The sequence below is a fragment of the Rhodoplanes roseus genome (assembly GCF_003258865.1).
In the GTDB taxonomy this organism is placed as follows: domain Bacteria; phylum Pseudomonadota; class Alphaproteobacteria; order Rhizobiales; family Xanthobacteraceae; genus Rhodoplanes; species Rhodoplanes roseus.
Window position 1 is genome coordinate 1 of sequence record NZ_NPEX01000229.1, and the last position, 1066, is coordinate 1066.

1 protein-coding gene is annotated in these 1066 nt (G+C 69.1%); it reads right to left on the reverse strand.

The window, feature by feature from the left end; all coding sequences use genetic code 11:
* Positions 1–194: 194 nt before the first annotated feature.
* On the reverse strand, positions 195–968 hold the full coding sequence (locus tag CH341_RS23740; RefSeq protein WP_111421463.1) for an SDR family NAD(P)-dependent oxidoreductase: 774 nt from the start codon (positions 966–968) through the stop codon (positions 195–197).
* Positions 969–1066: the final 98 nt, after the last annotated feature.

Sequence of the window (1066 nt, forward strand, 5' to 3'; positions counted from 1 at the left end):
GTCCTCCACGCTCGGCGGCAGAAGACAGGACTGCGCCCGGCTCGCGCCGGTCTTGAACGGGCGATTCGTCATGCCACGAATCCTACATCAGCTGCAGCCGCCGATTCTTGCCCAGTCTCGGAGCGCAATCCGGGATGCTGGTCCCGCATTCCGCTGCGCTCCATGCGGGCTACGGTCTACGGTTGCGTGAGAGTTCAATCCGCCGTCCAGCCGCCGTCGAGCACGAGGGCGGCGCCGGTCATCAGCGATGAGGCGTCGGAGGCGAGATAGAGGATCGCGCCCGTCACCTCGTCGAGCCGGCCGATGCGGCCGAACTTGATCTTCGTCGTCACCTCGTCGCGGAACGCCTTGTTTTCGAAGAACGGCTTGGTCATCGGCGTCTCCAGGAAGGTCGGGCCGATGCTGTTGACCCGCACATTGTGCGGCGCCAGCTCGATCGCCATCGCCTTGGTGAAGCCCTCCATGGCGTGCTTGGAGGCGCAGTAGACGGTGCGGCGCGCCGCGCCGACATGGCCCATCTGCGACGAGATGTTGATGATCGAGCCGGCGCGCCTCTCGGCGACGAGCCGCAGGCCGACCGCCCGCGCCATGAAGAAGGCGGCGCGGACATTGAGGTCGAAGATCGCGTCGAAGTCCTTGACGGTCACGTCGGGCAGCAGGGCCGGGCGGTTCATGCCGGCATTGTTGATCAGTACCTCGTAGGGCGGCTGCGCGGCGAGCGTCTCGTCCACGGCGTCCAGATCCGTCACGTCGAGCACCAGCGCGTCCGCCGCGTGGCCGCGCGCCCGGATCGCATCCGCCGCGGCCTCGATCTCGGTTCTGGTGCGGGCCGCGAGCGTCACGTGAGCGCCGGCCTCGGCCAGCACGGCGGCCGCCGCCAGCCCGATGCCGCGTCCGGCCCCGGTCACCAGCGCCCGCTTGCCGTCGACGCGGAAGGAGGGAGTTTTGGGGAAGTCGATTGAGGTCATGGTCCGGTCGCTCGCGGGAGGGCACAGCCTGCTCCCTCCCCCCTTGTGGGGGAGGGTCGGGGAGGGGGGTAGGCCGCGAACGCCGAGCTTGCGGCTGC